Source organism: Flavobacterium sp. W22_SRS_FP1 (assembly GCF_052113685.1).
Taxonomy (GTDB): domain Bacteria; phylum Bacteroidota; class Bacteroidia; order Flavobacteriales; family Flavobacteriaceae; genus Flavobacterium.
Window position 1 is genome coordinate 1 of sequence record NZ_JBGQOE010000007.1, and the last position, 25,681, is coordinate 25,681.

Sequence of the window (25,681 nt, forward strand, 5' to 3'; positions counted from 1 at the left end):
AAAGCAAAGATATTTACTTATTTTGTATGTTTGTAAAACTTAAAATGTTAAAGTCCGATTATTAGGGGGTTAGACCATAAATGGTGGTGGAGTCAAATGTAACTTGATTATAATATAAATGTTCCCAAATATAAAAAGGTAGTAGTAGAATAGTTCCTATAATAAAGATGGTAAATAAAAACACCTTTGATGGAATTTCTTTTGGTTTTAGTCGGACCAAAATGGTATAGCAAGCAAAAAAAAAGCAGGCTAAAAGCATTAATAAATCTCCAATAGTAAAATTTATTTCGAGCAAGGATTGTATAGAACCTTTAGTAATTAGTACCAGAACACCAGTTATAATGGTGGCGATCCCTACCATTTTGATAGCAGAAACTTTTTCTTTAAATACAATCCGAGATATAGCAACAATAAATATGGGGATTGAAATCGCTATCAAAGATAAATTGACCGCTGAAGTTGTTTTACCAGCAAAGTAAATTAAGGTGTTAAAGATGGTGACTCCTAAAATTGCCGTTATTATCAAATACCCTTTGTTTTGGAGTAAAATCGTTTTGTTTTTTAGAGTACTTCGCAAGGCAAAAGCTGCGAGAGCTGTGGAAGCAATGGTCCATCTCCAGAATGCCAAACCAACTGGAGGGATATGGCCTTTTATTCCGCTAGCAATTACCATATTCACGGACCACAGCAAGGTAGCGGTCAATGCAAAAAGAACTCCTTTTGTTTGATTATTCATGTGATTTTTATCAAACAAGATTATTTATTTTGGCATATTGCAAAAGTATAATCGTTTTAGCATCTTTTATTTCTCCAGACGCAATCATCGCATAAGCTTGGTCATAAGACATTTCCATGACATCAATGTTTTCCTCTTCATGTGCTACTCCGCCGCCTTCATTTACTTTCAACGATTCGTCATATTCTCCAACAAAAAGATGTAGAATTTCAGTTACGGCACCAGGAGACATATAGCTTTCCATAACTTTATGAACTTTAGTTAGACGATATCCAGTTTCTTCTTCTGTTTCTCTGATGATGCATTGTTTGGGATTGTCTTGGTCTAGCATGCCCGCACAAACTTCAATCATCATTCCTGATTTGTTTCCGTTCAGGTAGGTTGGTAAACGAAACTGGCGTGTTAGTATGACTGTTTTTTGTTTTGTATTGTAAAGTAGTATCGCAGATCCATTTCCTCTGTCATAAACTTCTCTTTTTTGGGTAATCCAAGAATTGTCATTTTTTTGATAGTCGAAAGTTACTTTGTTTAGTACGTACCAATTGTCAGATAGTAAATCGGTTTTTTTGATTTTTATTTCGGGGTTTTGCATTCGTTTTATTTGGAATTATTAAAAGGTAAATTTAAGGATTTCTGGGCATTGAACTGAGATTTTTAAAGCTAGTTCCCCACAAATTATTGTTATTGTCGTTTGGTAGACCAGAACTAGTAAGTAATGCGTCTGGATCATTCTCGTCTTTTTTCCACACCCATGCGCAAACCGAAAGTCCGCGGGTAGAAAGTAGGTCCAGAAACGGTTTGGGATTCATCAGAACACTTGCATTAAGTGGCGCAGTTTCTCCAAAAATAAGGGGTAATTTTTTGTTTTGTAATTGAGAGAGTCGATTATCAATGGAACTCGGACTGTCCAATAGCCATTTTTCATACGCATGAATGTCAAATAAAATATTAGATTTATTCTTTAAGAATTCAGTTCCTTTATTTAATAATACACTTTCGTCTTGACCTTGCTCAGCGCAAGGAATTAAGATAATATTGGTATTTGCTGTACTTCGAATTATTGTAGTCAGTTCATTCATGTCGTCCATCCAGATGCTGTCCGTATAGCCATCGGCTCTATCGTATCTATAAGGTTCATTCCAAACTTCTATCCAAACGTCAGCTTGATTTTTGAATTGAATGGCCCATTGTGCTAACTTTAGTTTATAATCACTCCACCAGAATGATTGTGTGGGGTTTTTTCCTGTAAATTCAGTCGCATTGTTTCCGTCCCAACCAAAGGCGCAAAGTATTGTGACACGGTTGTGCATCCGGTTGTCATCGACGATACTTTGCAAGGAATATAAATAAGAACCGTTTGAGGACTGAATTGGACCTCCAGTAATTGGAGTTTCTTTGGCATTGCCCACGAATTCTCTTGTGATGTCCAAGTTCCAACTTTTCATATCTTCACTTCCAACACTAAAAACATGAAAGGCATTTGCTCCAATAAGTTGTATGGGCTGATTGTTATGTGTAATTACAGAACCTGAAATTTCATATTCTAGTACGTTCTCGTTCGCCACTGTTAAATCGTCTTTTTTACAGGAAAATAAAAACACTAAGAACAGAAAGGGAAGTAGTAAATGAATATTTTTTTTAGGATGAATCATTAAATTATAGTTTTACAAATTTAAATTCTGAATTGTAAAAATACATTTTTTTATAAAAAAAAAACGTCCCGAGATATCGGGACGTTAATTACTTTATTTAAGTATCGTTTGCTTTCTGTCGGGTCCTACAGAAACTATTTTTATAGGAACTTCAACTTCTTGTTCTATATATTCGATATACTCTTTTAGTTCGATCGGCAATTCCTCGTATGTTGTCATACCGGTTAAATCTGCTTTCCAACCTTTAAATTCTTTATAAACTGGAGTTACATTCTCTGGTTCAATGTTGTAAGGGAAATGAGCAATCTTTTCTCCTTTATAATTGTAGTCAGTACATACTTTCAACGTTTCAAATCCAGAAAGAACATCGCCCTTCATCATCATTAATTGCGTTACTCCGTTTACTTGAATAGCATATTTTAATGCTACTAAGTCTAACCATCCACAACGTCTTTGTCTTCCTGTTACCGAGCCAAATTCATTTCCTACGCGTGCCATTGTGGTACCGTCTTCATCAAAAAGTTCAGTAGGGAATGGTCCGCTACCTACACGAGTTACATATGCTTTGAAGATTCCGTATACTTCTTTTATTTTATTAGGAGCAATTCCTAACCCTGTGCAAGCACCTGCAGCAGTTGTATTTGATGAAGTTACAAATGGATACGTTCCAAAATCAACATCAAGTAATGAACCTTGCGCTCCCTCACATAAAATTGATTTATCGGCTTTTTGAGCTTGGTGTAAGTATTCTTCACTATCAATAAAATCTAATTTTTTTAATTCTTCGATAGATTCAAAAAATTCTTTTTCAAGTTCTTCTAAGTTGTATTGAATGTTTACATCATAAAAAGCAATCATCGATTCATGTTTGTCAGCAAGTGCTCTATATCTTTCTTTGAAATCTTCTAGTTCTATATCTCCTACACGAATCCCGTTTCTACCGGTTTTGTCCATGTAAGTTGGTCCAATACCTTTAAGGGTAGAACCAATTTTTGCCTTACCTTTTGATGCTTCAGAAGCAGCATCTAATAAACGGTGTGTTGGTAAAATTAAATGCGCTTTCCTTGAAATGATTAATTTGCTTTTAATATCTAAATTAAATTTAGCAAGACCTTCAATTTCTTTTTGGAACACTACAGGGTCTATAACTACCCCGTTTCCGATTACGTTTACAGCTGTTTTGTGAAAAATTCCTGAAGGAATGGTTCTAAGTACATGTTTTATTCCATCAAATTCTAAAGTGTGTCCAGCGTTTGGTCCCCCTTGAAAACGAGCAATAATATCATAATTTGAAGTAAGAACATCAACGATCTTTCCTTTTCCTTCATCTCCCCATTGTAATCCTAGTAATAAATCTACGGCCATTCTATTTATTGTTTGTAGTTAATTTTTTTTTTTTGATGAACAGCTTGAAAGCTGTTTCTATTATTTCCTAAATATCAGAATCTGATTGCGGAACCTTTTTTACCCCATAAAAGTATAAGGCATGATTGGTTATTTCAATATCAAAGATTTCTTCAATTGTACTTTTGATTGTTTGTATTCTTGGATCGCAAAATTCGATTACTTCGCCAGTATCGGTCATGATAATATGATCGTGTTGTTTGTCGAAATAGCACTTTTCGTAATGCGCCTGATTTTGACCAAACTGATGTTTACGGACCAAAGCACAGTCTAGTAACAGTTCTATAGTATTGTATAATGTAGCCCTACTGACGCGGTAGTTTTTGTTTTTCATTTTGATATAGAGATTTTCTATGTCAAAATGTTCTTCGCTTTCATAAATTTCCTGAAGGATAGAGTAACGTTCAGGAGTTTTCCTATGCCCTTTTTTTTCAAGATACATTGTAAAAACATTTTTTACAATTTCTTGGTTTTTGTTGTTATCTGTGGAAATGAGTGTCATATTTGGCAAATATAATGAATTTTTTCAGCCTCTTGACTCCCTAAGAGGGAATAAAGGCGGATTAAATACTTTTATGATTAAATAATTTTTTTTAACATCTACTATGGACCTTTGACAGTCAATGACTAATTTTTATAAATTCTTGTCACCTTATCAACTCCATCAATTTTTTTGATATTATCTATCAATTTTTTCAAGATAGTGATGTTCTTGACAATTACTATAACTTGACCCTTAAAGAGTCCGGCTTCGCCGTTTAATGATATACTCTGTATATTAACATGCATATTATTCGATATAACCTTAGTCAGCTGATTTGTAAGTCCTAAAGTGTCCATTCCCGTGATATTAAGAATCGCTTTAAACTCTTGTTGAGACGAATCAATCCATTTTGCTTGCATAATGCGATACGCGTAATTGGATTGCATGGCGATAGCATTCGGGCAATCTTTTTTATGAACCTTAATTCCTTCGTTGATAGTTACAAATCCAAAAACAGGATCTCCGGGAATAGGATTGCAACAAGCAGACAGTTTATAATCTAATTTATCTTGTTCTTTTCCAAAAACGAGCATGTCGTAATTGCTATTCAATACTTGTTTGTGGATGTCCACATCTGCTGTTTGTCCGGTCCGTTTGATTTTGCTTTTAAAGAAATTCATTAAAATATTACTTCTCTGTGCAGCAAAATCTTTAAGTTGTTGATTTTCAATTGAACCCACGCCAACTCTGTAAAACAAATCCAAACTGGTTTTTAATTTAAAAAAGTTAACCAAGTCATTAATAACAGATTCGTTTATAGTGACTTTAAGATGTTTAAGTTTACGAGTTAACAGCTCTTTCCCATCTTCGGCAATTTTTTTGGTATTTTCGTTCAGTACATTCCTGATTTTATTTTTTGCTCGGGAGGTCGTAACATAATCAAGCCAGTTGATAGTTGGCTTTTGATTCGCAGAGGTAATGATTTCGACCTGGTCACCATTTTTTAGCTCGTAATTAAGTGGTACCAACTTTCCGTTTACTCTGGTCCCCCTTGTTTTAATGCCTATTTCAGAATGGATACTAAATGCAAAATCGAGTGAGGTTGCTCCCTTTGGTAAAGACTTGATGTCGCCTTTAGGAGTAAAAACATAGATTTCTTTGGAGTATAGATTCATTTTGAAATCTTCGACAAAGTCGACTGCGCTGGTTTCTGAATTTTCTAGGGCTTCTTTTAGTAAATTCAACCAATTGTCTAGGCTACCTTCTTCAGAGTTTCCATTTTTGTATTTATAATGCGCTGCATAGCCTTTCTCTGCAATTTCATCCATACGTTCGCTTCGCACCTGAACTTCGACCCATCGTCCCTTTGGTCCCATAACAGTTATATGTAGGGCTTCATAACCAGTAGACTTTGGTGATGAAATCCAATCACGCAAACGACTGGGGCTCGGCCTGTAGTGATCAGTTACTATAGAGTATATTTTCCATGCCAGAAATTTTTCTTCATGCGGGGTGGACTTGTAAACAATTCGTAGGGCAAACTTATCGTAAACTTCATCAAAGCTTACGTTTTGTGCTTCCATTTTCCTCCGAATCGAATAGATGGACTTTGGGCGTCCTTTTATAACATAGTCTATTGCTTCATTATCTAATGAAGTTTTAAGGATATCCGAAATATCCTTAATATACCCATCTTGCTGTTCTTTGGTTTCTTTTATTTTACTTACAATTTCATTGTAAACTGCAGGTTCAGTGTATTTTAAACCTAAGTCTTCCAACTTTGACTTAATATTGTATAAACCCAAACGATGTGCTAAAGGAGCATAAATATAGAGTGTTTCTGAAGCAATTTTAACTTGTTTATAGTCGTCCATTGACTCCATAGTTTGCATGTTATGCAATCTATCTGCAATTTTTATAAGTATTACGCGTACATCATCATTAAGTGTCAATAGCATTTTGCGAAAATTCTCGGCTTGCATAGACACATTCATGTCCTTTTGGACAAGTGCTATTTTAGTTAGGCCCTCGACAAGTTGCGCTACTTTTGGATTAAATATTCGCTCTATATCTTTTACGGTAGTGGGAGTGTCTTCAACCACATCATGTAATAATGCTGCGGCAATAGATGTTGCTCCCAATCCAATTTCGGAAGCGACAATTTTCGCCACGGCAATTGGATGGAAAATATAGGCCTCGCCCGATTTTCTTCGCTGGTCTTTATGGGCTTCTACAGAAACATCAAAAGCTTTACGTATCAGTTTTTTTTCTTCTGGAGATAAGGTTTGGTAACTAATTCGAAGTAATTCTTTGTATTCCTGAGCAATCGCTTTATTTTCTTTTTCTATATCAATTTCTGTCATAGCGGCATGGTTCATTTTCTAAAAATAACTATAAGTTTACATATATGCAATAGATAAATCAATACTCAAAATTAAAATATTAAATTCAATTTTTAAGCTGTTTTAGTGCTAATTAGTGTCTGTTTTTGTAAAATCCAAATCCTGAAAATCGTAACTAAAATCGGTTAAATCAGAAATAGGGTTCATTTTTAATGAGGTCGCTTTTCCAAGTTCATTAAATTTAAAAAAAAGATGAGCATCTGCATGCAGATAAGCATTATCCCATTTTACAACATAGTTGCCTTCTTTGTAGTAAAAAACTTCTCCTTTAAGCTGTGAAGAGCGATCAGATTCAAAGAAAATTTTTCCTTTTTTCTCTTTGATTGTAATATCTCCAAACCAACTGTCTGTATAAGTTCCTGCAATAGTTTTGTAGTCAGGCGTAACTTTGTTCTTCATGTTTTTTGCAACTGCAGCCCAAACTTCATCGGTGACTTTATCAGCGGAATCTTCATTCGCTTTTATACGGTTGCTGTAAAGAGCTACATAATCTTCCGATTTTATGCCAAGATAACTGTCTTTTATGGTATTGGTGATTGCGTTAAATGCAGCGCCAGATTGTTGATTGGTCAATACTATAATCCCCAATTTCAATTCAGGAAAATAGGTAGTTTGTGTTACAATACCCTCTAGTCCGCCAGTATGTGTTACTTCTTTGTATCCTTTTACATCGCTCAAAAACCATCCTAATCCATAAGCTCTAAAATGAGAATTATATGGGGCTGTTGTCTTAATAGGTATGATAGTTTGCGGTGTCCACATTTCAGCATGTTCCTTTTCAGAGAATAATTGTTTGTTATCAGGTCCATATTGTCCATTATTCATTTGCATAATAGCCCATTTGCTCAAATCGTTTACGCTAGAGTAAATTCCGGCTGCAGCATCAAAAAGTTGGTTTTGGTAGCGTTTTATTACTTTTAATTTTCCGTCAATAGGCACATGGGGAGCTATTATATTGGTGGTGTCCTTTAATCGAACAAATGAAGCCACGCTATTATTCATTTCTAATGGTTTCATGATGCGCTCTTCGACAAAGTCGCACCAGCTTTCCCCGCTAACCACATGTATTACTTCTCCGGCAACTATATATAATAAATTATCATAATCATATTTTGTTCTGAAGGCAGAAACAGGCTTCAAGTACTGTAAATTGTGAATGATATCTTGTACGTCAAAATTACTTCCGTCAGGCCAGATCATTAAGTCTCCCGCGCCCAGACCAAGACCACTTCTATGAGTCAATAAATCCCGTATCGTAAATTCTTGGGTTACATAATCATTATACATTTTAAAATCAGGAAGGTATTTGATGACTTTGTCATCCCATTTTATTTTTCCTTCATCAACTAGCATAGCTAGAGCTGCACTAGTGAACGCTTTGCTATTTGAAGCAATACCAAAAAGGGTATTTGCATCTACCTTTTCTTTTGTCTCAATCGATTTTACACCATAACCTTCTGCCAAAATAACTTTCCCGTCTTTCACAATTGCGACCGCGATTCCGGGCACATTAAAAGTTTCAATGGTACGACTAACCAATTCACCGACTTGGACTGAACTTATTTGCGCAAAAGAAATAGTGGTTGCAATTAATGCAAATATTAGAAATAATTTATTTTTCATAATTTTAATTTAAGAAATTTATTTTTTTTCAGGATGCTACTCCTTCCACCTTCGCAAATTCAGATAACGAAAATCATTGATAAGTGGTTTAGGTCAACATTATTTTAATCATTAATCTACGATCTAAAAGCCACGTTGTCTTTTGGCTTCAAATATTAATATAGCCGCAGCAACAGAAACGTTCATGCTGTCAATTTCTCCTTGCATCGGAATGATTATATTTTGGGTAGCGGCTTCACGCCATTCTTGCGTTAAACCAGTTGCCTCTGTTCCCACAACCAAAGCAGTTGGAGCCGTGTAGTCCTGAGTATGGTATGATGTCGAATTTTGTAAAGTAGCGCAATAAAAGTTGATTTTTCGTTCTTTCAAAAAAGTAATGATTTCGTCAGTTGTCCCAGTCGCAATTTGGTTGGTAAACAGACAACCCACACTAGAGCGTACAATGTTAGGGTTATATAAATCACTTTTGGGATTTGCTATGATAACGGCATCCAGATTTGCAGCATCAGCAGTTCGCAATAAAGCTCCTATATTCCCGGGTTTTTCTGGCGCTTCAGCCACTAAAATTAGTGGGTTATCGGACAAAACTAAATCAGATAACTGTAGTGATTTTGTTTTGGCTACAGCCAAGACACCTTCGGTCGTATCGCGATACGCCAGTTTTTGAAATACATCTTTGTTGATTTCTATGAGGTCAGCAGTTTTTGCGATTTTTTTTGCTTCAGTTTCAGAACAAATCTCTGGATAAAATAAGACCGTTTCCAACTCATAACCACCTTTTATTGCGATTTCAATTTCTCTTTTGCCCTCAATTATGAAAGTACCCGTTTGCTTGCGGTTTTTTGCCTTTTCTTGTAATAATACCAATGATTTTATGAATGGATTTTGAACTGAAGTGATTTGTTTCAAGATATTCTAAAATTTAATTATTATTTTAAACAAAGATACGTAGAGAACATGCAGTTTTAGGAGTTTAGAATAGAATATTTATGAATCTAGAATGAGATTGCACAGATAAGTTTATCAGAAGACTTTTACACAACTATTTTTCTTTAATTTTGGCGCAATTGTCATTTTAGGACAATAAAACTCAGGATCTCAATTTAAACCAAAAAAACGCATGTTTCATTTATTAGATATCATTGGAACAATTGCTTTTGCCATGTCAGGGGCATTGACCGCTATGAGCAAAAAAATGGATGGTTTTGGCATATTTATAATTGCTTTCGTGACTGCCGTTGGAGGTGGAACCTTGCGCGATGTCATGATTGGGACAACGCCCGTGGGATGGATGCTTGATCTCGAGTATGTTTATGCAATCTGTATTGCTAGTTTTTTAGCAGTGTTATTCAGAAAAAAATTCGATAAATTACGAACTTCACTCTTGCTGTTTGATACAATTGGATTGGGAGTTTTTACTTTAGTCGGTCTTGAAAAAGGTATTAATGTTGGTTTACATCCCTTAGTATGTATCGCGTTGGGAACGATGACAGCCTGTTTTGGAGGAGTAATCCGAGATATGTTATGTGCCGAAATTCCCGTTATATTTAGAAAGGAAATATATGCAACCATTTGCATAGTTGGAGGTGTCGTATTTTTTATCTTAAAAAAATTCAATCTTGAAGATAGTTTTTTATACATAACAACCTCGTTAGTAATTATATTCTTTCGTTTGATGGCTGTTAAGTTTAAATGGTATTTACCTACTTTCGAAAACAAATAAAAAAGCTTAATTTCACGAGGTCTAAAACTAAAGAGTGAAAAATTATTCCGTTCGACAATATCAGGAAAGTGATTATACTAAGTGGAATACCTTTATTGGTCAAGCCAAAAATGCTACGTTTCTGTTCCATCGTGATTTTATGGATTATCATAAAGATCGATTTGAGGATTATTCCTTGATTATTTTGGATGAAGACAAATGGGTTGGTGTTCTGCCGGCAAATAAAGTTGGGAGTGAAGTTTTTTCGCATCAGGGGCTGACATACGGGGGATTAGTTTATTCCTTTAAAACAAAGGGAGAAAAAGTAGAGCAACTTTTAGATTGTCTTTTATCTTTTTTCAATGATAGTGGTATACAGTTTTTTTATGTAAAGCAAATGCCCGCCTTTTATACTTCAGGAGGCAATGCTGAAATAGATTTTTTCTTACTTAAAAAAGGAGCTTTTCTGGAAAGAAAAGAAATGAATTTAGCTGTAAATTTAACGGTGCCGCTGACAATATCAAAAAGTAAATTAATGCATTTTAGAAAAACGGAACGGTTCCATTTACAACTTTTAGAAGAAACGGACTTAGACTCTTTTTGGGAGTTGGTCTTAGAGCCGAGATTATTGGAAAAATATAACGGAAAACCAGTTCATACGCTCAAAGAAATAGCAAAGTTAAGTAGAATGTTTCCGCAAAATATTAAGCAATTTTCAGTTTATTATGAAGGTATGATAGTTGCTGGAGTGACATTATTTGAAACTGAAACCGTTGTGAAATCACAATACGGAGCCACCACTAAAAAAGGAGAGGAGCTGCGAGCATTGGATTTTGCATTTATTACCTTAATAGAAAAGTATGAGAGAGAAGGGAAGATGTTTTTTGATATGGGTATTGTTAATGATGACAATGAAAAAGGATATCATGCCGGTCTTTTGAAACAGAAAGAAGAACTAGGGTGCACTATTTACTCTCAGGATTTTTATAAAATGAGTATAACATGATACAATTTCTTGATTTAAAAAAGATTAATGCACCATATGAGTCCACTTTTCAAGAGCAATTGAAAACAGTTTTAGATAGTGGTTGGTATATTCTTGGGAATGAAGTCAAGGAATTTGAAACTCGTTTTGCTAGTTATTGTGGGACAGAGTATTGCATAGGAACGGGAAACGGTTTTGATGCCTTAGTTTTGATTTTTAAAGCCTACATCGCGCTAGGAAAATTGAAAAAAGGTGATGAAGTTATTGTTCCTGCGAACACTTACATTGCCACGATACTGGCTGTTTTACAAGCTGATTTAGTTCCTGTTTTGGTCGAACCAAAGTTAAAAACCTACAACATTGACCCCCTTTTGATTTCAGAAAAAATCACAGTAAAAACCAAAGCGATATTGGCTGTTCATTTGTATGGACAAGTGGCTGAAATGGATGCCATTAATACAATTGCTATGGCGAATAATTTACTGGTAATTGAAGATGCGGCGCAGGCGCACGGAGCAGAAATAGACTTTGAAATGCATAATTCAGATAAGATAAAAGCAGGGAACTTATCACATGCTGCCGCTTTTAGTTTTTACCCAGGAAAAAATTTAGGTGCTCTGGGAGATGGAGGAGCAGTTGTTACGAATGATGAAGAACTCAGTAAGATGATTCAGTCTATGCGGAATTATGGGTCGGAGGTTAAATACCATAATGATTATAAGGGAATTAATTCAAGACTGGATGAGTTGCAAGCTTCTTTTTTGAATCTTAAAATAAGTAATTTGGATGCGGATAATGAGTTGAGAAGAACAATTGCCAGCAGGTACTTGGCTGAAATAAACAATGAGAAAATAGTCTTACCGCATTGGGATTTATCTGATAATCATGTCTTTCATTTGTTTGTTATTCGAACAAAAAACAGAACGGAATTACAACAATATTTGATTCAGAAAGGAATACAAACTTTAATTCATTATCCTATTCCGCCTCATAAACAAAAGGCCTTGTCTGAATGGAACAATTTGTCTTTTCCAATTACTGAAAAAATTCATGCTGAGGTTTTAAGTTTGCCTATGAGTCCTGTTTTGACTGCGGATGAAGTAGATTTTATCATTACAGTTTTAAATAAATATTGATTTGGAAATTTTGAAAAAAATATACAAATCACAATTGTTTAAAATCAGCTCTTTAAACAGTTTGAGTATTATCCTAAAAATCGGAATAGGTTTAGTGACTTCTAAATTACTAGCCGTTTTTGTCGGGCCTAGTGGAATGGCATTGGTTGGGAATCTGAGAAACTTTATGTCCTCGTTAGAAACGGTATCAACCTTGGGATTTCAAAACGGAATCGTGAAATATGTGGCCGAAATCCAAAAAGACAAACTGCAGCTGCAGAAATTTATTTTTACGGTTTTTATAAGTTTGTTGATTGTCGCTTTACTTTTAAGCGGGATGTTGTATTTTTTTGCTGTTTTTTGGAACCAAAAAATATTTGGACATGATTTTGAATATAATTTTATTTTCAAAGCACTTTCTCTGGCTTTGCCTTGGTATACAGTTTCCATTTTTCTTGTTTCCGTGCTCAATGGCTTAGGGTGTTTTAAAAAAGTAATTTGGATCAATAGTATCGGGAATACTATAGGATTGCTTGTTTCAATTGCTTTGATTTCGGAGTATAGAACCTTTGGGGCTTTGTTGTCAATCGTTATCTCACCGGCTTTATTGTTCTTTGTCGCATGCTATTTTGTCAACAGGGAAATACCCGTTTTTAAAATAATAAAGAGCACCTCTTTTGATTTTAGTTTTATCAGAAAACTGTCGTCTTATTCGCTGATGGCATTGGTTTCATCCGTTCTAGGGCCATTAGTTTTTTTAATGGTGCGGAATAATATCATTCAAACGCTCGACATCAATCAGGCTGGTTTTTGGGAAACGATGACTAGAATTTCCGCTTATTATATGTTGTTTGTAAGTACTATTTTGACGGTTTATTTTTTGCCAAAACTTTCTGTTTCGAAGGATAATCAAGAAACAAAAACTATTTTCTGGAGTTATTATAAAGGAATTTTACCTGTTTTTGTTTTTGGCGTAACAATAATTTATTTTGCCCGATTTTTCATAATCAAATTACTGTTTACCAAATCGTTTTTGCAAGTTGAAACTCTGTTTTTTTGGCAGTTACTAGGCGATGTTTTAAAAGTCGCTTCTCTTATTTTGGGATATCAGTTTTTTGCAAAAAGACTTACCGTAGCTTTTATTATATCAGAATTAGCGTCGCTTGCACTGTTCTATTTCTTAAGTGATTATTTAATGGGACTATACGGGATTCAGGGGATAGTTATGGCTCAAGCTTTTGATAATTTTGTTTATTTACTTATTTTAGCCATCTACTTCAGAAAAAGTTTGTTTTAGCATCGGTTCCAGATTTCTATGTATTTAGTGGCTATTTTGACATAATCGTGCTCTCGTTCTATAAATGCTCTGGCACGCATTCCCATGGCTATTATTTCGTGGGGGTTTTCAATCAGATGGGATAATTCATTCACTAAATAGTCAACATCTGGCAACGCATTCACGGCCACTCGTTCCAATAAATTATACTCTTCATAAAATGCTTTTTCCGCGCCTGTAAATACAACTTTTCCTTTGGCCATGGCTTCAAGTGCATTGTAACCTTGGTCGTTTGCGTAGGCTTGATCGAGTAAAATATGCGCCTTATTATAGGAGTTGATATAAACTGCGTATGGAACATTCCTACTTGTAATTATTTCTACTTTGGCCCCATATTTTTTTTCGATGTGACCTAATGCTTTTTCAAAATAATCGTTTCCCTTTTTGTAGTAATTGGCTTCGTTAATTCCATGAAAAATAACAATCTTGTCCGAAATTGGCATAGGGTGAAATTCAATTTTGGACTTATTTATTGGATTTGGAATCAGTCCCAGATATTTGGGATTTTTAAGTAACGGGATATGGTAATCCAAATCAGTAGCAATAATTCCCTTTATATTTGAATAAATAAAATGATGTAGTTTTTTAAATGATTTCTTTTTGTATTTCAAGATGTTCTCAAAGCTTGTGGAACTGATGCGTCCTGCTAAATAGGCTTGCATGACGGATTTGAAAGCGGGATTGTCAAAACAGTACTTCACATTCAAAAAATCATACCCTGAAGATAACAGGAATACTTTTTCGTTATTTTTAAACAGAAATTGAAGTATCTTTTTTTCGTAATAATATTGGCAGTAAAAACTATTTTCATTAATGATTTGAACTACATCAAAGTCGGTAAAATGAGCCTTGTTTTTCTTAAATTGGCGATAAGTAAAATAAGAGCTGAAGTCAAAGCCAAAAAGCGAATAAACTACTACTTTCAGTTTTTTTAAAAAACCGTTATCCCATTTTTTTTCAATGGGGAAGTCAATTGGATAATTTTTAAAACCATCCTGATGGCCTACAATGTAAACTTCATGGCCCAATTCCTGTAAGCCCTCTTTGAGCGAGTTATGTAAACGGCTGAATTCGCCAACAAGTAAAACTTTCATTTTTGTGTATATTTGGTAAATATATTTACTTTTAAACAAGAATGATAAAAAACAGATACAAAGTAGCGATAATTTCGACCTCTTTAGGACGTGGTGGAGCCGAAAGGTTTGCTTCGATGTTGAGTTTTATTCTTGAAAATTGTGGTGCTGAAATTCATAATGTAATTGTTAACGACATTGTGGACTATGATTATGCCGGGGCATTGCTCAATTTGGGAAACGATAGTTTAAGCTCTTATTCGCTTCGCAAAAAAATTAAGAAAGGGTTTTTATTATACCGCTATTTAAAGGAAAAGGAAATAGATTTAATCATTGATAACAGACCTCGGAATAATTTTACACGAGAATTATTGACGCATTTGATCTATGGAAATAGACGATTGTGGTTTGTGGTTCATAGTTCTAAATTGAATAATTATTTTCCGAAATTTACCTTTTGGTCTAAGTTCCTATATTGCAAAGCGGATAAAATAATTTGTGTTTCCAAGGCTATTGAGACGGAATTAAAGCGAAAATTTGAGTTCGTAAATACGTTAACAATTTATAATCCATTTGATTTTTCGAAAATTGAAATGAAAAACGAAGAGGTCTTTGATGATAAATATATATTGTATTTTGGTCGGTTTGATGAAAAAGTGAAGAACTTTAGTTTATTGCTGGAAGCATTTTATATTTCTAAAATTTTCCTACAAGGCTACAAATTATACCTGATGGGTGACGGACCTGATTTAAGTTTTATTCAACATAAGATTAAAGAATTTCAATTGGATTCTTTTGTTGTGCTATTGCCTTTCAACAGTAATCCATTTCCTTGTATTCAGCAATCGAAGTTTACGATATTAACGAGTCGCTATGAGGGGTTTCCTTTATCCATCGTCGAGTCACTAGCTTTGGGAATACCAGTAGTTGCTGTCGACTGTAATTCAGGACCTAGAGAAATAATTAAAAACGAGTATAATGGTTTGTTGGTGGAGAATAACAGTCCAAAAAGTTTGGCATTTGCGATGAATCGGTTCGTTAGTGATACTCATTTGTATAATTTATGTAAGGATAATGCTAGCAAAAGTGTAGCGCATTTAGCGTTAGAAATTATTTCAAAACAATGGGAAACCATTTTATTCTAAGAAGATGATAAATAATAAAGAAGTTCGGTTAATTGAAATACCAAAAATTCATGATAGAAGGGGTAATCTTTCTGTAATAGAAGGAGGAACGATACCTTTTGTGTCTAAAAGAGTGTATTATTTATATGATGTGCCCAGCGGAAGCACAAGGGGAGGGCATGCGCATAAAGAGCAAAAAGAGTTTTTGATTGCCTTAAGTGGAAGCTTTGATGTGATTGTGAAAAATGGGGATTTCGAAGAAATAATCACGCTTAATAAACCTAATTACGGACTGTTAATCGAAAAAGAGATCTGGAGGGAACTGGAGAATTTTTCTTCTGGATCTGTTTGTTTAGTGCTGGCTTCGGATGAGTTTGATGAAACAGATTATATCCGTGATTATTCTGACTTTAAGTCACTTAAAGACCGATGAGCCAAAGCCAGATTCGGCTAAAACAGTTTTAAATTGGATTAATTGCTTCAGCACAGTAGCGGGGAGCAAAAGCAGCGTCCTTTTTTTAATGCCTAAATTTTTTAAATCAATGTCTTCGTAAAAGTTGTCAAAAGCTTTTTTGTTTCCCGAAAGTTTATGTTTTATGGCCAGTGAAAAGCGGTTCAAGTCCAGGAATTTTTTCAAAAGTGGATTTGTTTTCTCTAATTCTTTAAATTTGTTAAAATCCACTTTTGTGTTTAGATAGTTTTTGTTTTTCGAAAGGCTGTTTTCATCATAAACATATCTTGCCAATATTTTCCATGAAAATAAGACAGGGTAAACCAGTCCAATTCGAATCCAAAGGTCAGTGTCTTGTCCACTTTTTATTTCAACGTCAAAATTGCCTATTTGCTCAAAAACATTTTTGTTAAAAACGGCGCAAGAAGTACAGATGACAGTTTCCTTGGAACTAGCTGAAAAATAATTTACGATTTCAGAATCGTTTGTTTTGGAAATTGAATACTGGGCAGGGAACACTTTATTCGCAGTCGCAATTTCTATAGCCGCCGAGAACACTTTTTGTTCTGGGTGTTTTTTAATGTTCTCAAACATTTCTTGCAAAAAACCCGGGTACCAATAGTCATCTGCATCTATGAAGCTAATGTGATCAGCTTGTGCTTTTTCTATTCCATAATTCCTCGCTGTTGAAGCACCTTCGTTCTTTTTTAAAAAATATTGAATTTTTGTGTCATTAAATTCGTGTACTTTTTTTGCGCTACTATCTGTTGAACCATCATCTATGATTAGGATTTCATAGTCCGTAAAAGATTGAGACAACACGCTATTTAAGGTGTTCTCGATATAGTTTTCCTTGTTATATAATGGAATGACTACAGAGAAAAAAGGCATAAGTATCTTTTGTTTTTCAAATATAGCTAAAATGCATTATTTTTGTTAACATGGATTTAAATAAAAGTATTCAAATCATCAGTTTTGACAACCCTTTTCCGCCAAAATACGGTGGCATAATCGATGTCTTTTACAAAGCAAAGGCATTACATGATTTAGGTTACAAAGTGTACTTGCATTGTTTCGTTTCAGAAATTGCAGCTTGTTCCCCTGAGTTAAAATTAATTACTGAAAAAGTCTTTTTTTACCCTTCATCCAAAAATAAATGGTTCTTTTTTTCTAAAATTCCTTATTCTGTAATCTCGAGAACAAACAAAGATTTATTGACCAATATAGAAAGAATTGATGCTCCAATTTTGTTTGAAGGATTGAAAACGACCTATTTGGTGCACTCTGGAAAACTAGTTAATCATTTCAAAATTTTGAGAATGCATAATGTTGAACAGGATTATTTTAAAGGCATCTCTAACAGCGAGAAATCGCTTGTTAGAAAAATACTTTATTATTTTGAAAGTTGGAAATTCAAATACTACGAGAGTGTTTTAAGCAAGTTTGACAAAGTTTTGACTATTTCTCATTCTGAAGAGGAATATGTAAAATACAAATTCAATAATTCCATCTATGTACCTGTTTTTCATGGAAATGATTTTGTGAGTCATATAGAAGGAAAAGGAGATTTCGTTCTCTACCATGGAGATTTGAATACGTCGGATAATAGGAAAGTAGTCGAATTTTTAGTTTCGGTTTTTAAAGAATTACCGGATTATAAATTAAGAATTGCTTCTGGTACGGGAGAAAAATTCGTGAATAATCTAATTAAAAAACAGAAGAATATGTTTTTTGATACATTAGAAGATTTTGATGACTTAAAACTTTTACTAAGTCAAGCACATATTAATGTAACTTGGTCGTTTCAAAAGTCTGGCACTAAATTAAAGATTATAAATTCATTGTTCAACAGTCGTTTTTCTGTAATAAATGACAATATTATAGATGATGTTTTAATTGCTGATTTATGTTGTAAAGTGGGTAGTAAAGAAGAATTAATTAATGCTATTCACGACTTGGAGAGGAAACCCTTTACAGATTCGTACAGAAGGGCTGAGGTGTTAGAGTCGAAGTTGAATGATAAAACGAATGTTAAACTAATTGATGAAATAATTACCAGAAATAATGAAAAGAGCGGTACTGTCTGATTTAATTTATCATAAAATTGATTCCCAAAAAAAGAGAGTTGTAAAACAGTTTTCTGATTCAAGTGATGCTATTGGGTATTTTTTTATTGATGAACTGTTGCCATTAGAAATGGTTTCAAAAATACATGCTGTTTTTCCAAAACCAGAAGAAATGGTTTTGAAAAAAAGCATTCGGCAGGATAAATATGTCGCAGCTCAAATGAATTTGTATAATCCCATATTGGAAGAGATTATTTATGCTTTTCAAGACAATAAAATTGTCGAATTGATAGGTGAAATTTGCCAAATAAAAGAGCCGATAGCGGATGAATATCTTTATGCCGGTGGTCTATCAATGATGGGGCATAAACAGTTCTTGAATCCACATTTGGATAATTCACACGATAAAGACCGAGACCGTTGGCGTGTTTTGAATTTGTTGTACTATGTCACTCCAGATTGGAATGAGGAATATGGAGGTAATCTCGAACTGTGGCCGGATGGTTTAAAAAAAGATCAAATTACAGTGCATAGTAAATTCAATAGATTGGTAGTCATGGTAACCCATAATAAATCCTTACACTCCGTCTCGCCCATATTGCATAATGGATTTAGGTGCTGTATTTCAAATTATTATTTTTCGAAAAAACCAGTTTTTGCCGAAGATGAGTTCCGTGTCACTTCTTTTCGAGGAAGACCCGAAAACAAATTTACAGATGCGATTTTGAAAATGGATACTTTCTTACGAATGAATTTGAGAAAGATCTTTAAAAAAGGAATTAAAGAGAATCCTCACGTTTATAAAAAATAAAATAAATTAGACTGTTCTCTGAACGACTTCAAAGATTTTAGTATCTTCGCATTTCAATGTTTTTGAAGGAAATTTCATCAATAAAGCATAATCGTGTGTTGCCATTATTATCGTTTTTCCATTAGCATTGATAGTTCTCAAAACTTCAAGAACTTCGGCACTGGTTTGTGGATCTAGATTTCCGGTTGGCTCATCTGCAAGTATCAGTTCGGGGTCATTTAGTAGAGCCCTGGCGATAGCGACACGTTGCTGTTCACCACCTGAGATTTGATGTGGCATTTTATTTGAATATTCTTTCATGCCCACTTTATCCAAAACTTCGTCAATTTTATGATTCATTTGGTCCTTGTCAACCCAGCCAGTTGCTTTTAGTACAAATAACATATTATCTTTTATGGTACGATCCGGAAGTAATTTAAAATCTTGAAATACAATACCAATTTTTCTTCTTAGGAAAGGAATGTCTGACTCTTTTAAAGTGACTAAATTAAAATCCACAATTTCTCCCTCGCCTTCTGTTAAAGGCAAATCAGCATAAAGTGTTTTCATTAAGCTGCTTTTCCCTGATCCAGTTTTGCCGATGATGTATAAAAACTCACCATGATTTACTTCCAAATTAATGTTTGATAAGATGACTTTATCTTCTTGATAAATGCTTGCGTTTTTTAAAGACAGTACAGCTTGTGACATAATTGCGGTTTGTTTATTTTGTAAAAGTAATTATCAATTGTCAATTTCCAATTATCAATTAGGACTTTTTTTATTTTTTGTTTAAACATTTGTTTATAATAAAACCGAATTGTAAACCGTTATAACCGTTAGTTATGATACATTTGAATATTAAAAAAAAAATCAAAATGCGTATACTTTCCTGGCTCTTTTTTTTGTTTATTTTTGTTAGCTCTTTTTCGGTTTCAGCTCAAAAATCAACAATATATACTCATGATTTAGCGGATTTTAATAAAGCACTTTCGTTGTTTAACGATATGCAGTATGCGTCTGCCAAAATTATCTTTGAAAAAGTAAAACTGGAAACTACTGACGAAGAATTGAAGTCAGATTGTACTTATTATGATGCTAATTGCGCTATTCGTCTTAATCGAGCTAACGCTGATGTATTGATGGAGAATTTCGTTTCAGATTACCCTACGAGTGCGAAGAGCAATCAAGCATTTATACAAGTGGCTCATTATTACTTTGAACAAGGGAATTATTCGCAAGCGCTGCAGTGGTTTGAAAAAGTTGATGAAAGTCAATTGAGTACTAGCGATAAGGATAAGTTTAATTTCCAAAAAGGGTACTCTTTTTTTAGTTCCAAGAATAAAAATGAAGCTACTACTTATTTTAACAAAGTGGTAAATTCAGCGGAATATGGTTCGCAAGCCAAGTATTATTTAGGCTTTATAGCATATGAAGGAGATGATTACAAGGAGGCGACAAAATATTTTGATGAAGTTTCTGGAGAAGAAAAATACAAGGAGAAACTGTCGTACTATCAGGCTGATATGAATTTTAAGCTTGGTAATTTTCAAAAAGCAATCGAGTTAGGCCAAAAAGCAATGGACAATTCAAATGCTATTGAAAAGGCGGAATTAAGTAAAATTATTGGCGAAAGCTATTTTAATTTAAAGCAATATGACAAAGCGGTTCCTTATTTAGCTGCTTACAAAGGGAAAAAAGGAAAGTGGAATAACACTGATTTTTACCAATTAGGATACGCATATTACAAACAAAATAATTTTGAAAGTGCTATTTCGCAGTTCAACAAAATCATAAACGGAAAAGATTTCGTTGCTCAAAATGCCTATTATCATTTAGGAGAAAGCTATTTGAAATTAGACCAGAAACAGCAAGCTTTAAATGCGTTCAAGAACGCTTCCGAAATGGCGTTTGACGAATCAATACAAGAAGATGCAGCTTTAAATTATGCGAAATTAAGTTATGAAATTGGAAATTCATACCAAAGTGTTCCCGCAGTTTTATTAGGTTTTATAAAAGAATATCCTAGTAATTCCAGCCGTTCCGTAATTGAAAAATTATTAATTGACTCTTATATATCTTCTAAAAACTATAAGGAGGCATTGGCTCTATTGGATAAAAATAAAAGCCCAGAAAACAAACTAGCGTACCAAAAAGTCACGTTTTATAGAGGATTGGAGTTATATGCTGATAGAAACTATCAAGGGGCGGCGGCTATGTTCAGGAAATCCATCGATGGGCAGATAGATGCTAGTTTCACTGCAAGAGCTACATTTTGGAAAGGAGAAACAGAATATGTTTTGGATGATTTTAAAAATGCTTTACTCAGTTATAAGCAATTTGCGGGATTAACTGTTGGTCGTACTACTCCGGAATTTAAAAACATCAATTATAATATAGCCTATGCTTATTTCAAATTGAAGGAATATGATCAAGCTGGAGATTATTTTGAAAAGCAGATCGAAACTGTAAAAAACGATAAAGTAAGATTAAATGATAGTAATCTAAGATTAGGAGATTGCCGCTTTGTGACTTCAAAGTATTGGCCAGCCATGGAAGCCTATAATAAAGTAATCGAATCTAAGGGCGTTGATGCTGATTATGCTTATTATCAAAAGGCCATGTGTTATGGTTTTATAGCTAAAAATGATAAGAAGATTGAAGAGTTAAATTTATTTTTACAATTGTATCCAAAATCAAGTTATCATGACGATGCGATGTATGAATTGGCTAACACCTATGTAGCCAATAAACAACAGGATATTGCTTTGAAAACTTTTGATCGATTGATCGGTGAATATAAAAATGGTTCATACACGGCAAAATCAATTTTAAGACAAGGTTTGATATATTACAACTCAGATAGAAGTACTGAGGCTTTAAACAAATTTAAAAAAGTAGCAGCTGATTTTCCTAAAACTCCAGAAGCTCTGGAAGCCGTCTCAACAGCAAGGTTGATATATGTTGACGGAGGTAGAGTAAATGAATATGCGACTTGGGTAAGAACTCTAGATTTTGTTACAGTTACAGATGTAGAGCTGGATAATGATTCCTACGAATCAGCAGTAAAACAATTCGAACAAAACAATAGCAAGCAGGCCATCTCGGGATTCAACGCTTATATATCCAGTTTCCCAACAGGAATCCATTCATTGCAGGCTAACTTTTATTTGGCGCAAGCCTACTATTCTGAAGGACAAAAAGACAAGTCCATTATGAATTACCAATATGTTATTGACCAACCAAGAAGCGAGTTCACTGAACAATCTCTGGCGAGGTTGTCCCAAGTGTTATTGGATAACAACGAAAAAGAGGAAGCGATTCCGGTACTAATTCGTTTAGAGAATGAAGCTGATTTTCCCCAAAATAAAGTGTTTGCACAGTCTAATTTGATGAAATGTTATTACGACAAAAAAGACTATTCTAATTCGGTTATCTATGCAGAAAAAGTTTTGAATAATACCAAAACGGATGATAATGTAAAAAGTGATGCTCAAATTATCATTGCTCGTTCCGCAATTCAAACTGGGGACGAAGCGAAAGCTAGATCGGGCTATGCTAAACTTCTTGTAATTGCTAAGGGTGAATTAGCTGCCGAAGCATTGTATTATGACGCTTATTTTAAAAATAAAGATGAAAAATTTGAATCTTCAAATGTGTCGGTTCAAAAACTCGCTAAAAACTATTCTAGTTACCGCTATTTTGGAGCGAAGGGACTGATTCTTATGGCAAAAAATTTCTATGGACTTCAAGATAGTTTTCAAGCGACTTATATTTTAGATAATGTCATTCAAAACTTCACTGATTTTCCAGATATCGTTCTAGAAGCGCAAACAGAATTGGACGCGATTAAGATGGAAGAATCCAAAACAAATTCATCGATTACAAAGTAAAGAAGTCAAAGAACAAGAAAAACAGGTTTCATATTATTAATATAATTGGCGCCTAAAAATATACGTTAATGAATATACCTTTTTACATTGTTGATGTTTTTGCAGAGGAAAAATATGCAGGTAATCAATTGGCTGTTTTCTTAGGAGCGGATATCATGAGTGATGGTGAAATGCAAAAAATTGCTCGTGAAATTAATTTTGCAGAAAGCACTTTTGTTACTAAGCTCGACACAGAAAATGCCGTTGCAGAAATTAGAATTTTTACTCCAGAGCATGAAATGAAGTTTGCTGGGCATCCAATCATAGGGACATCATGGGTTTTGATGAATAAAGTATTTAAAAATCAACCTACAGAGATTACTTTATCGGTTCCTATTGGGGAAATTTCTATTCATCAAAAGGGAGATTTAATTTGGCTACAGGCAGCTCAGCCAGAGTTCTTAGATGCTTTTTTAGTTGAGGATTTTGTGTCGTTTAGCAATTTAAAAAGCGCTGATTTTGATGAAAATTTCCCCATTCAAGAAGTTAGTACTGGAAGTGCTTTCGTAATTATCCCGATCAGCAATAAAAGAGCGATAGAGAATTTAGTGCTCGATCTGGTTAAAATGAATGAATGGCTGCATGGGCATTGTAAAACGAGTCATAGAGCGTTGTATTTTTATTATTTAGAAGATAAAGTACTCATTAGTAGGATGTTTTGTGTAGAAAACAATCAGCTTATAGAAGATGCAGCGACAGGAAGCGCTAGTACTTGTTTGCAAGCTTTTCTTTTAAAGTATTACTCTGCAGAAATTCAGATTATTAATCATCAGGGTGATTTTATTAATAGATCGTCTCAAATTTATTTTGATGGAAAACTAACCAACAATCACTTTGATATAAAGATTGGTGGGAAAACGCAATTCATCGCAAAAGGTGAATGGGAAGTTTAAATAACAAGACAAAGAATAAATAAGAAGTAAAAAGATCAAGAAAAAAAATAGGGGAAGGATAGGGATTAGACAATTTTGAAAAGTCTTGCTGCTTTCTTCTTTAAAAAAAATAGATAAAATATGAAATTCAATTTCCAAAATAAAACTGCAATTGTACTGATGTTAGTAGCCTTCCAGTTTTCATTTGCTCAAAAAAAGGAAGATAACATTGGTTCTGAGGTGGTTAATGTAGTTAAGCCTTATACGCCGACACTATCTGACGCGTTCAAGGTACAGGAAACGCCTACTCTTGACGACGAAGGAAATGCCAAAAAAGAAACAATTAATTATTCTATTTTTTCTTTTCCAGTTGCTTCCACTTTCACGCCTTCTAAAGGAAAAGCAGAGGGAGTAGATAAGACGAAACAAGCCCATTTATATGATAATTATGCGACCTTGGGATTCGGAAACTATAGAACTTTAAACGCCGAGTTGTTCGTAAATCAAGATTTGGGTAATAACGATTATGTGGGGGGAATGTTTCGGCACCTTTCTTCGCTAGGAGGAATAAAAGGTGTTGAACTGGATGATCGCTTTTATGATACATCTATAGATTTAACGTACGGAGCAAACACGAACGCTATGTCTTGGAACCTTGATTTAGGTTATAAAAACCAGATTTATAATTGGTACGGTTTGCCATCAGAGTTTGGGAACAGCTTATCTACAACCGACCGCGCTTTTTTAGTGGAAGGGATAAATGCCCAACATTTGTATAATACCTACTCCATTGGAGGTAAAATTGACTTTAATGAGGGACTGCTTAACGATGCTAACCTTAAGTTTAGTCACTTTACGGATAGTTTTGGTTCGGCTGAAAACAGGTTTTATATAAAGCCTTCTTTGCAATTTGACGTCATGGATGAATCTATTAAAACTAATATAATCGTAGATTACGTGGGTGGGTCTTTTGAAAAAAATTACGCAAATACAAATACAGAACCATTAAAATATGGTTTTACTAATTTTGGAATCTCACCTACTTTTGTGATGCAAGAGGACGATTGGACTTTGAATATTGGTGCTGCAGTTTTTTATAGTTTAGAGAACGAAAACAGCAACAATAAATTTTTCATTTATCCGCAAGTTAATGCCAGCTACAAAGTGGTCGGGGATTTAATGATTTTTTATGCTGGTGCCGAAGGGAATTTAGAACAAAACTCTTATCTAGATTTTGCCAATGAAAACGCGTTTTTATCACCAACTTTAAATATTGCTCCTACTGACAAACAATATGATGTTTTTGCCGGTTTGAAAGGGAAATTGATAAATAACGTGAGTTATAATATTCGCGGGTCTTACATTAATGAAAGAAATAAAGCTTTGTTTACAAGTAATGATTACAATGAGAGCGCGGCGAATGAAGATTACGCTTTTGGGAATTCGATGCAGGTTGTTTACGATGACATGAGAACATTGAGTTTCTCGGGAGATTTAAAAGCTAATTTTTCGGATAATGTGACTTTTGGAGTAAGTGGAACATTTAATAGCTACACGAATGATTTTCAGCAGGAAGCTTGGAATTTGCCAGAAATAAAATTGAATTCGAATATTGATTTTAATATCACACCAAAATGGTTTGCCGGTGCTACTGTCTTTTATGTAGGAGAACGCAAGGATACACAAGGAAATATGGATATTGTTAATATAGTTGCCCCGAGTCCGATAATTTTGAGCAGTTACTTTGATGTAAATGCACATGTGGGGTATAAACACAATGATCGTTTGACCGGTTTTATAAGAGCCAACAACATTACGAACCAAGCCTATGAAAAATGGTTAAACTATCAGGTTCAGGGTTTCCAGATTGTTGCGGGAGCAAATTATAAATTTGATTTTTAATTTATTTCAATTAATTAATATGTTTCAGGTTT

At 34.2% G+C, this 25,681-nt stretch carries 22 protein-coding genes; 11 read left to right on the forward strand and 11 right to left on the reverse strand.

All coding sequences use genetic code 11. From position 1 onward, the window contains the following. Positions 1-61: 61 nt before the first annotated feature. From ACEN2H_RS05760 to ACEN2H_RS05795, 8 genes are all read right to left on the reverse strand, one after another. Positions 62-736: a DMT family transporter gene (locus tag ACEN2H_RS05760; RefSeq protein WP_441731285.1), complete on the reverse strand. Its 675-nt coding sequence runs from the start codon at positions 734-736 to the stop codon at positions 62-64. 10 nt (positions 737-746) lie between these two features. Next, complete coding sequence (gene nudK / locus ACEN2H_RS05765; protein ID WP_441731287.1) at positions 747-1,328, reverse strand: GDP-mannose pyrophosphatase NudK; 582 nt, start codon at positions 1,326-1,328, stop codon at positions 747-749. 31 nt (positions 1,329-1,359) lie between these two features. After that, positions 1,360-2,388 carry a cellulase family glycosylhydrolase gene (locus ACEN2H_RS05770; protein ID WP_441731289.1) on the reverse strand — a complete coding sequence of 343 codons (1,029 nt, stop codon included), beginning with the start codon at positions 2,386-2,388 and terminating at the stop codon, positions 1,360-1,362. 93 nt (positions 2,389-2,481) lie between these two features. Beyond that, on the reverse strand, positions 2,482-3,753 hold the full coding sequence (locus tag ACEN2H_RS05775) for an adenylosuccinate synthase (RefSeq protein ID WP_441731291.1): 1,272 nt from the start codon (positions 3,751-3,753) through the stop codon (positions 2,482-2,484). A gap of 67 nt (positions 3,754-3,820) precedes the next feature. Next, entirely contained in the window at positions 3,821-4,294 is a 474-nt protein-coding gene (locus tag ACEN2H_RS05780; protein ID WP_441731293.1) for a Fur family transcriptional regulator, read from the reverse strand. A gap of 125 nt (positions 4,295-4,419) precedes the next feature. Then, on the reverse strand, positions 4,420-6,639 hold the full coding sequence (locus ACEN2H_RS05785) for a RelA/SpoT family protein (RefSeq protein WP_441731296.1): 2,220 nt from the start codon (positions 6,637-6,639) through the stop codon (positions 4,420-4,422). Between the two features lie 108 nt (positions 6,640-6,747). Further along, positions 6,748-8,301 carry a serine hydrolase gene (locus ACEN2H_RS05790; protein WP_441731297.1) on the reverse strand — a complete coding sequence of 518 codons (1,554 nt, stop codon included), beginning with the start codon at positions 8,299-8,301 and terminating at the stop codon, positions 6,748-6,750. Between the two features lie 123 nt (positions 8,302-8,424). Next, positions 8,425-9,210 (reverse strand): TrmH family RNA methyltransferase, encoded by a 786-nt coding sequence (locus ACEN2H_RS05795; protein ID WP_441731299.1) that lies wholly within the window; start codon positions 9,208-9,210, stop codon positions 8,425-8,427. Positions 9,211-9,421: 211 nt separating this feature from the next. On the opposite strand from ACEN2H_RS05795, the gene ACEN2H_RS05800 reads away from it, so the two are divergent. From ACEN2H_RS05800 to ACEN2H_RS05815, 4 genes are read left to right on the forward strand one after another with little or no spacing between them, the layout of a single operon-like run. Further along, complete coding sequence (locus tag ACEN2H_RS05800) at positions 9,422-10,024, forward strand: trimeric intracellular cation channel family protein (RefSeq protein WP_441731302.1); 603 nt, start codon at positions 9,422-9,424, stop codon at positions 10,022-10,024. 34 nt (positions 10,025-10,058) lie between these two features. Further along, positions 10,059-11,009 (forward strand): FemAB family protein, encoded by a 951-nt coding sequence (locus tag ACEN2H_RS05805; protein ID WP_441731304.1) that lies wholly within the window; start codon positions 10,059-10,061, stop codon positions 11,007-11,009. After that, complete coding sequence (locus tag ACEN2H_RS05810; RefSeq protein ID WP_441731307.1) at positions 11,006-12,124, forward strand: DegT/DnrJ/EryC1/StrS family aminotransferase; 1,119 nt, start codon at positions 11,006-11,008, stop codon at positions 12,122-12,124. The genes ACEN2H_RS05805 and ACEN2H_RS05810 overlap by 4 nt, the downstream gene beginning before the upstream one ends. A gap of 10 nt (positions 12,125-12,134) precedes the next feature. Then, positions 12,135-13,400, forward strand: coding sequence for an O-antigen translocase (locus ACEN2H_RS05815; protein WP_441731309.1), 1,266 nt, complete (start codon positions 12,135-12,137; stop codon positions 13,398-13,400). On the opposite strand, the gene ACEN2H_RS05820 is transcribed toward ACEN2H_RS05815, so the two are convergent. Beyond that, positions 13,397-14,533 (reverse strand): glycosyltransferase, encoded by a 1,137-nt coding sequence (locus ACEN2H_RS05820; protein WP_441731311.1) that lies wholly within the window; start codon positions 14,531-14,533, stop codon positions 13,397-13,399. The genes ACEN2H_RS05815 and ACEN2H_RS05820 overlap by 4 nt on opposite strands. Before the next feature lie 41 nt (positions 14,534-14,574). Here ACEN2H_RS05820 and ACEN2H_RS05825 point away from each other — a divergent pair, with 41 nt between their 5' ends. Beyond that, complete coding sequence (locus tag ACEN2H_RS05825) at positions 14,575-15,657, forward strand: glycosyltransferase (protein ID WP_441731313.1); 1,083 nt, start codon at positions 14,575-14,577, stop codon at positions 15,655-15,657. A gap of 4 nt (positions 15,658-15,661) precedes the next feature. Further along, positions 15,662-16,069 carry a sugar 3,4-ketoisomerase gene (locus tag ACEN2H_RS05830; RefSeq protein WP_441731315.1) on the forward strand — a complete coding sequence of 136 codons (408 nt, stop codon included), beginning with the start codon at positions 15,662-15,664 and terminating at the stop codon, positions 16,067-16,069. Here the strand turns inward: ACEN2H_RS05830 and ACEN2H_RS05835 are convergent. Continuing rightward, a complete protein-coding gene (locus ACEN2H_RS05835; protein ID WP_441731317.1) occupies positions 16,052-16,978 on the reverse strand; it encodes a glycosyltransferase family 2 protein in 927 nt (308 codons plus the stop codon). The two genes, ACEN2H_RS05830 and ACEN2H_RS05835, sit on opposite strands and share 18 nt — an antisense overlap. Positions 16,979-17,028: 50 nt before the next feature. Here ACEN2H_RS05835 and ACEN2H_RS05840 point away from each other — a divergent pair, with 50 nt between their 5' ends. Continuing rightward, on the forward strand, positions 17,029-18,174 hold the full coding sequence (locus tag ACEN2H_RS05840) for a hypothetical protein (RefSeq protein ID WP_441731318.1): 1,146 nt from the start codon (positions 17,029-17,031) through the stop codon (positions 18,172-18,174). Beyond that, entirely contained in the window at positions 18,152-18,964 is an 813-nt protein-coding gene (locus ACEN2H_RS05845) for a 2OG-Fe(II) oxygenase (RefSeq protein ID WP_441731320.1), read from the forward strand. The genes ACEN2H_RS05840 and ACEN2H_RS05845 overlap by 23 nt, the downstream gene beginning before the upstream one ends. A 6-nt stretch (positions 18,965-18,970) precedes the next feature. Here ACEN2H_RS05845 and ACEN2H_RS05850 read toward each other — a convergent pair whose 3' ends face one another. After that, complete coding sequence (locus ACEN2H_RS05850; RefSeq protein WP_441731322.1) at positions 18,971-19,654, reverse strand: cell division ATP-binding protein FtsE; 684 nt, start codon at positions 19,652-19,654, stop codon at positions 18,971-18,973. A gap of 167 nt (positions 19,655-19,821) precedes the next feature. Here ACEN2H_RS05850 and ACEN2H_RS05855 point away from each other — a divergent pair, with 167 nt between their 5' ends. From ACEN2H_RS05855 to ACEN2H_RS05865, 3 genes are all read left to right on the forward strand, one after another. Continuing rightward, complete coding sequence (locus ACEN2H_RS05855; RefSeq protein WP_441731324.1) at positions 19,822-22,836, forward strand: tetratricopeptide repeat protein; 3,015 nt, start codon at positions 19,822-19,824, stop codon at positions 22,834-22,836. A 68-nt stretch (positions 22,837-22,904) separates the two neighbouring features. Beyond that, positions 22,905-23,768, forward strand: coding sequence for a PhzF family phenazine biosynthesis protein (locus ACEN2H_RS05860; RefSeq protein WP_441731326.1), 864 nt, complete (start codon positions 22,905-22,907; stop codon positions 23,766-23,768). A gap of 120 nt (positions 23,769-23,888) precedes the next feature. After that, positions 23,889-25,649 (forward strand): TonB-dependent receptor, encoded by a 1,761-nt coding sequence (locus ACEN2H_RS05865; protein ID WP_441731328.1) that lies wholly within the window; start codon positions 23,889-23,891, stop codon positions 25,647-25,649. The last annotated feature ends 32 nt before the right edge of the window (positions 25,650-25,681 follow it).